This is a genomic window from Bradyrhizobium lablabi, assembly GCF_001440475.1.
GTDB classification, from domain to species: domain Bacteria; phylum Pseudomonadota; class Alphaproteobacteria; order Rhizobiales; family Xanthobacteraceae; genus Bradyrhizobium; species Bradyrhizobium lablabi.
In genome coordinates this window covers 20,704-27,952 of the sequence record NZ_LLYB01000132.1, presented here as the reverse complement: position 1 = coordinate 27,952, position 7,249 = coordinate 20,704, and the positions used below count along the sequence as shown (strand labels likewise).

General features: G+C 58.2%; 5 protein-coding genes and 1 tRNA gene. 5 read left to right on the top strand and 1 reads right to left on the bottom strand.

Annotated features, from left to right (window positions below; translation table 11 throughout):
• The first annotated feature begins 278 nt into the window (after positions 1–278).
• Both CQ14_RS39350 and CQ14_RS39345 read left to right on the top strand, forming a co-directional pair.
• Positions 279–2,957 carry a glycosyltransferase gene (locus CQ14_RS39350; protein ID WP_057863116.1) on the top strand — a complete coding sequence of 893 codons (2,679 nt, stop codon included), beginning with the start codon at positions 279–281 and terminating at the stop codon, positions 2,955–2,957.
• 145 nt (positions 2,958–3,102) lie between these two features.
• Positions 3,103–3,178 (top strand) — tRNA-Lys (locus tag CQ14_RS39345).
• Positions 3,179–3,297: 119 nt separating this feature from the next.
• Here the strand turns inward: CQ14_RS39345 and CQ14_RS43030 are convergent.
• Positions 3,298–3,858 (bottom strand): helix-turn-helix transcriptional regulator, encoded by a 561-nt coding sequence (locus CQ14_RS43030; protein WP_082650245.1) that lies wholly within the window; start codon positions 3,856–3,858, stop codon positions 3,298–3,300.
• Positions 3,859–4,333: 475 nt separating this feature from the next.
• On the opposite strand from CQ14_RS43030, the gene CQ14_RS39335 reads away from it, so the two are divergent.
• The 3 genes from CQ14_RS39335 (at position 4,334) to CQ14_RS39325 (ending at position 6,561) form a co-directional block, all read left to right on the top strand.
• Entirely contained in the window at positions 4,334–4,804 is a 471-nt protein-coding gene (locus CQ14_RS39335; RefSeq protein WP_057863114.1) for a hypothetical protein, read from the top strand.
• Complete coding sequence (locus tag CQ14_RS39330; RefSeq protein ID WP_057863113.1) at positions 4,801–5,832, top strand: serine/threonine-protein kinase; 1,032 nt, start codon at positions 4,801–4,803, stop codon at positions 5,830–5,832. Before CQ14_RS39335 ends, CQ14_RS39330 begins: the two co-directional genes overlap by 4 nt.
• Before the next feature lie 417 nt (positions 5,833–6,249).
• Positions 6,250–6,561, top strand: coding sequence for a hypothetical protein (locus tag CQ14_RS39325; protein ID WP_057863112.1), 312 nt, complete (start codon positions 6,250–6,252; stop codon positions 6,559–6,561).
• Positions 6,562–7,249: the final 688 nt, after the last annotated feature.

Below are 7,249 nucleotides of genomic sequence, written 5' to 3'. Positions count from 1 at the left end.
CCGCTGGCAACGCGCCCGCGCCGGCCGCCTCGCCCTCGCCGGCCCCCAGCCCCGCACCCGCCCCACCGGCAAAATAACCGTCGGGCATTCAGGATACGTTCAGCGGAACGATCCTATTTTTTCGACGTTTCGATTGGTAACGCCCTTAAAAAGTCATGGGCGCCATACCAGTTGTGAATTCGTGCGGCAGGATTATCCTAATGATGCCGCTATGTCGGTCGAGCCTAGGGGACAGGTTCGCTTTCCATAAATCACAGCCCCGTATGGTTTAGCCGCCGATGCGTGCCGTCGTCGCCGTTCTGCTGTTTGTCACCGCAGCTCACGCCGGGTTGTGGGGTCTGTTCCAGCAAAAGCTGCCCGCCCCCGACTTCCGCGGCATCCTGCCGAGCGTTTCCTATGCGCCGTTCGAGGGCAGCGCGCATCCCGACGTCGACAATCTGCCGCAGGTCGAGAAGATTCGCGCCGACCTGAAGAAACTCTCGACGATCACGCGCGCGATCCGTCTCTATTCGTCGACCGGTGGCGTCGAGCTGGTTCCGCCGATCGCCGCCGAGTTCGGACTGAAGGTCACGCTCGGCGCGTGGGTCGACAAGAACGCCGACCGCAACGAGCGCGAGATCGACGCCGCCATCAACCTGGCCAAGCGCAACAGCAATGTCATCGGCATCGTCGTCGGCAACGAAACCGTGTTCCGCGGCGAGCAGAAGGTCGAGGATCTGATCGCCCTGATCAAGCGGGTGAAGAAGTCGGTCAACGTTCCCGTCACCACAGGTGAAATCTGGAACATCTGGCGCGACAATCCGGAGCTCGGCTCCTCCGTCGATTTCGTCGCAGCGCACGTGTTGCCCTATTGGGAAAACTTCACCGACAAGCAGGCGGTCGATCAGGCCGTTTACCTCTACGGGCTGCTGCGCGAAAAATTCCCCGGCAAGCGCATCGTCATCGCCGAATTCGGCTGGCCCAGCGCCGGCTACAATTTGCGGAACGCCGAGCCCGGCCCGTTCGAGCAGGCCGCGGTGCTGCGCAACTTCGTCACCCGTGCCGAAGCCATCGGCATGGAGTACAACATCGTCGAGGCGATCGATCAGCCCTGGAAGTTCTTCGAAGGCGGCGTCGGCCCCTATTGGGGCATTCTCGACGCCAACCGCGAACCGAAATTCGCCTGGACCGGGCCGATCGTAAACGAGAACTACTGGAAGCTCGCTGCGATCGCGCTGCTCGTCGGCATCCTGATGTCGCTGCCGATCCTGCGGATCGAGCGGCCGACCATCATGCAGGCGCTGGTGCTTTCGGTGGCCGCCAATGGCGTCGGCGCCTGGGCCGCCACCGTGTTCGCCTATTGGGCCGGACATTACTTCGTGCTGGGCTCGGCCTTCGCACTGACGCTCGGCCTGATCCTCTTGGTGCCGCTGATCCTGATAGCAATGGCGCGGATCGACGAGATCGCAGCGGTCGCCTTCGGCCACGGCCCTCGCCGGCTGATCACCAAGAGCGCGCCGCTGGCACCCGCCACCATCGGCGAGAACGTCGCCTTCCCGAAGGTGTCGATCCATATCCCTGCGTATTTCGAGCCGGTCGAGATGCTGAAGCAGACGCTGGATGCGGTGTCGCGGCTCGACTACCCGAATTTCGAATGCGTCTGCATCATCAACAACACGCCCGATCCGGAATTCTGGCGGCCGATCCAGGACCACTGCCGCGCGCTGGGCGAACGCTTCAAGTTCATCAACGCCGAGAAGGTGCAGGGTTTCAAGGCCGGCGCGCTTCGCATCGCCATGGACCGCACCGCGGCCGACGCCGAGATTATCGGCATCATCGACGCCGACTATGTCGTGCATCCGGACTGGCTGAAGGATCTCGTGCCGGTGTTTGCCGATCCGCGCGTCGGCCTGGTGCAGGCGCCGCAGGAGCATCGCGACGGCGATCTGTCGCTGATGCACTACATCATGAACGGCGAATATGCCGGCTTCTTCGACATCGGCATGGTTCAGCGCAACGAGTTCAACTCGATCATCGTGCACGGCACGATGTGCCTGATCCGCCGCTCCGCGATGGACATGGCCGGCGGCTGGTCCAGCGACACCATCTGCGAGGACACCGACCTCGGCCTGACCATCCAGCAGCAGGGCTGGCTGACGCACTACACCAATGTCCGCTACGGCGAGGGCCTGCTGCCCGACACCTATGAGGCGTTCAAGAAGCAGCGCCACCGCTGGGCCTATGGCGGCTTCCAGATCGTCAAGAAACACTGGCGGCGCTTCCTGCCCGGCGCCAGCCGGCTGACGCCGGACCAGCGCCGCGAGTTCTCGCTGGGCTGGCTGAACTGGCTCGGGGCCGAAAGCCTGGGCGTCGTCGTCGCGATCCTCAATCTGATCTGGGTGCCGATCGTGGCGTTTGCCGACATCGCCATTCCCGATAAGATCCTGACGCTGCCGATCATTGCCTCCTTCATCGTCTCGCTGGTGCATTTCATCGCGCTCTACCGCCTGCGGGTGAAGATCAAGGCCGGCCAGATGCTGGGCGCGATGATCGCGGCGATGAGCGTGCAGTGGACGGTGTCGCGCGCGGTGGCCCAGGGCCTGATCACCGAGCATCTCGCCTTCGCCCGCACCTCCAAGGGTGGGCTGTCGCGGATGTCGATCGAATTCCAGGCGTTCTGGGAGGCCGTGATCGGCGTGCTGCTGCTGATCGGCGCCGCCGTGCTGGTCGTCACCAACGGCTACAAGGAAGTGCGCGAGATCTACATCTTCGCTGGCGTCCTGGTGCTGCAGAGCCTGCCGTTCCTGGCGGCGGTTTCGATCGCGGTGCTGGAGAACTCCCGCATCAATTCGTTCGCCTTCTGGCGCAACAGCGCGGTGCGGACGGCGGAACTGATCGGGCTTCGCCCGGTCAGCCTGCCCAGGGTCTCCAGCCAGTCCCAGCCGGTAGCCTCCGAAGTCCGCCGCGAGGCCAATTGACCCGTGGACTGATTGGCGCCGGGTAGTTGAAGAAATCGAACTAACCTTTAGCTACCTCAAGAGAATTGAGATCAGGCGAACTTGGAATTTGTCGCGCGGGCGCTATTGACCCGCGAGGGCCCGCCCCCTACACAGCGCGGCAAGTGAGCGCGTAGCTCAGGCGGTAGAGCACGTGACTTTTAATCATGGGGTCGAGGGTTCGAGTCCCTCCGCGCTCACCAAAAACACCCCTAAAATCAGGCACTTCTCGAAACGCCCTACAAAGCGCCCTACCCAAATTTGGGTTTGGGTAGGGTTTGGGTAGGGTCGAAAGACAGGTCGGCTGCTCCGACTACATTCCTCATTTTTTGAAGAGCGATGCTGAGCCTAAGGTACCAACAGCGGTCGAACGCGACGCAATTTTGCTCTCCAAGTATTCGTCGATTTCACTCTCAATCCATCCGACCCGACGAGGGCCAATGGCTACTCGCTTTGGAAACTTGCCAGCGGCTTCCAGTCGGTCGATCTGGCGGCGTCCATATGGGATGCCGCAGGTCGCCTTCAGTTCGTGGAAAAGGAGTAGCCGTACTCGCTTGCGATCTTCGGAACGTGGCGCTTGCGTGCGAAGTTGTCGCGCCGTTACTCTGTCAACGTCGGTGACATGCGCGCGTCTTCGCTGACGGTGTTTGTGCGCCGGCGCGACCTCTACTTTGTCGGGTTCTGCTGGCACGGTTGCAGGAAGGAGTTTGGCGGCGGCCTTCCGGGCCTTCTTCAGGCTGATCTTGTTCGCCCTGCCGACAACTTCGGTAACAGGCTTGCCATCCTTTTCGAATCGAACGGCGAAAACGGTTTTCCCATCAGACGTCAGATAGACCCCGAAACCAGGCAACGTGTCATCGGCAGCCAACAGTGAGAAGCGCATCCTGGCCCCGTTGAACGACAGAATAGTTGTTAAACAAAAATATGAAGAAGGCAATACCTGTTAAACAAAAAATGAGAGGACGGCCAGCGACGGGCCAAAAGCCGCTTTTGGGGTTTCGAGCCTCACCAGAGCTGCGTGCAGCCATTGAAGGATGGGCGGAACGGCAACCAGATGAACCAAAGCTATCGGAGGCGGTTCGCCGTCTTGTGGAGTTGGGGCTGAAGCGGTAAGCGAGTTGCTCTATTCCCTTATGGGTTAGCCTAGGCCACAAAAACATCTTACGATTGATGATCTCAATTTGATTTATGGAAGAAGGTGGTCCGGGCCACGGAGCCGGCCGGCCGATCGGCAACCGGCGCTGGTGCCGCCAGCCGATCGCCGATCGCGTCCAGCAGCTTCGCCATGAGCTGGCGCCGTCGTGCAACCCTTGGTATTATTGCGAATCAACTCCCATACATTTCGATTGGGACTTCCGATGGCAGATCGTTGGCTAGGCGTCGTCGTGTCAGGCGACAAAGTAATTCTCGTGGATGCTGAGGTTGACGGCGATAATCCGCTCGTCTTGCAAAGTGATCAAACCTGGGCCCTGCAAAAGGGCGATCGAAGTGAAGCCTACGCAACGATCTCGCAGCAGATTGCGGATTACGTGAAAGCGCATTCGATCAAGAAAGTAGTAATGAAAGAAAGCGCCGTCAGTGGCGGAGCAGCGACGAAAGCGCTCCTACAGTCTGCGGAGTTGCGAGGTGCTGTGATGGCTGCTCTCGGCGGCATCGTTCCGGTCGATTGCAAGTCAAAGGCATCGATTAGTAAGACCTTTGGCGAACGAAATGTTGACGAATACGTAAAGGACAATGAGTTCTGGAAGAAAGAGGTCGCGGGAGTGGACCTACGAATTGGTAGCCGCGAAGCGGTCATGGTGATGCTTGCTGCTAGGAAAGATCAGTGACCCTAGTTTCCAATTTGCAAATCGGCGCTGAAATCGGCAGTGGCTATTTCGGCAAGGTGCACGATGGCACTGACGATGTGCATGGGCAGGTCGCGGTCAAAATCTTCACGAGAACACCTACCGAGACCGACGCAGAGTGGCAATCGCGCAAGCAGGGATTGCTTGCAGAGGGTCAGCGCCTAAGCCGCGCCGAGCATGCAAACGTTCTCAAAGTGCATGGTTTGCTTGAGAGCCAAACGAGTGACGCCATTCACCTCGTGATGGATTACTGCCCGGGTGGTTGTCTGCAAAAGAAATTCGAAGCTGGCCCCATGCTTCTAAGCGACGTCAGGAAATACATGACCCATGTCACTATGGGACTGGCGGCCTTGCATGCCCGCAGCATGATCCACCGCGACATCAAGCCGGGCAACATCCTGTTGAACAAACACGGTGCGGCCCAACTGGGCGACTTCGGCCTCGTCACTGATAACATCATTGTGGGGTATGCCTCTGGACAAGGATACAGCGACCACTTGCCCCCCGAGGTCCTTAACGGCGGCGGCACTAGCGTCAAAAGCGATGTTTGGGCACTAGGCATGACGATCTATCGCCTGCTCCACGGAGCCGAGTGGTATTCAAGGCTTCCAAAGCCTCGCCATGTCGCAGGCAAAGGTGGTTTCGCGAAGCACCTCCCTTTCCTGCCGCATATCCCAAAGGCGTGGCGTACGGTCCTTAGGACGATGATGAACGATGATACCGGCGCGCGCTATCAGTCCGCCAATGCTGCACTGGCAGCCTACTCGCGGCTTGACACAACGCCGCGCTGGGAGTGCGTTGTCGCTCCCGACAAAGTCAGCTGGACTTGCTTGGTCAAGAAGCGGCGGTACTTTGTGAATTGGGAGATAGTCGGCACTAACCTTTTCGACTGGTCCGCATGGAGCGAGCCAACTGGCAAAGGCAACAAGCGCAGTTTCGGCGCGTCGAAGGGCGTTGATTACGACACCGCCGATCGTGAGCTAACCGCTTTATTTGCAAAAATACGATAAGTTACCGCACCTTACGACGTACTACGTACGGTTCGCGTAAGTCGTCAACCGTCAGTGGACGGAGTGAGAATGCTTCTCTCGCAATCTTCCGCCGATCGGTTCGACACCTGTAGCAGTAAGCTTGGGATGCCACGACGCCTGATCTAGGCTTCCATAGGCGTTGGCAATGCCTACATCTCGGAAGTTGGAGCATGAGGTTCATCCTTGTTCCGGAAGCATCGCTGGAACATAACAAGAACAATCGATTCGCGCAACCCGTCTCAATGCAAAGCACAACCTTAGTTAACGAATGCCTGCAACCATGCAACTACGATGCGAAACTGGGGCTGGTTAGCTCGCGTCATTGAATTCGCAAAACGGCACTAGGGCCAGCAAGGGCCGACATAGTGTTGTCAACTCCCAACGGCAAATCCCAACATGGATCCGCTAGACTTAGCATTTGACGAAATAGCGGCCGCGATGATTGCGGCCGCTGGCCTACGCAAAATCGATCAGGCGCAGGCCGCAGCTGAGCGACATGGCCTGAAGCAACAAGGCACCGGTACACCATCTCAAATCACGGATTGGCAAAGGTCCGATGCAACCAGGTCCCTCCGTTTCCGATGGAGATGGTACGATCCATCACAAGCGTTCTCCATTCAACCAGACATAAACATTCTGACGATCGAGTTGCGCGAGGGCGATCAGATCATCCGCCAGAGCGAACAACGCTATGAAGACCCCCTTTAAATGGACATTCAGCTTCAGGAATTAATCAAGCTTGGACTCCAGTTCGCTGGCGCTCTTGCGATTGCTCGGCTGACAGTGACGTGGGCCTTAAGTCNGTTTCAAAACGGAAAAGGCATGGGAGCGGAAGATCGCATCAATGGCGGAGGTNGCTTTCCGCGCTGCGCGAAATGTTACGCGTTTTAACGATCCAGGAAGATCGGCATTTGCGTCATGCCGAAGACAACGAAGAGTACGAGAATAAGCTGCGCGAGCGATGGCAGGCGGCAAAGCTGAAGTTCGAAGCGGTCTCCGCTGTCGCAATCCTCATTTTACCTCAAGAAGCGGCTGATCGGATACAGCACCTAGAGGACAAGCTCGCGAACGGAAAACACGAGTCGTGGTTCGACGAGATTCAGCACGACTATGCGGCGGTTGCCGAATGCATGACGTGGCTTATCGATCACGCCAAGGATTATCGATCCTAAGAGACCAACCGGACGGGTTTGCAAATTGCGCAGGCAACAGCTGTGCGGTTGCTGGCAACATCTTCGCCACAACCGGCCGTTCCTAGAGCACGTGATTTTTTTCTAGACCCTAATGACTTTGCGCGAATGAAGTTTTGGCTTCGCGTCTCCATAACTACTTGATCTAATTAAGTCTTTTCTTGTCTTCTAATGTCCATGAAAAGTTCACGGCTTTTAATCATGGG

Coding starts and splice junctions, on each gene's coding strand:
- CQ14_RS39350 (WP_057863116.1), top strand. CDS start 279: ATGCGTGCCGTCGTCGCCGTTCTGCTGTTTGTCACCGCAGCTCACGCC.
- CQ14_RS43030 (WP_082650245.1), bottom strand. CDS start 3,858: ATGCGCTTCTCACTGTTGGCTGCCGATGACACGTTGCCTGGTTTCGGG.
- CQ14_RS39335 (WP_057863114.1), top strand. CDS start 4,334: ATGGCAGATCGTTGGCTAGGCGTCGTCGTGTCAGGCGACAAAGTAATT.
- CQ14_RS39325 (WP_057863112.1), top strand. CDS start 6,250: ATGGATCCGCTAGACTTAGCATTTGACGAAATAGCGGCCGCGATGATT.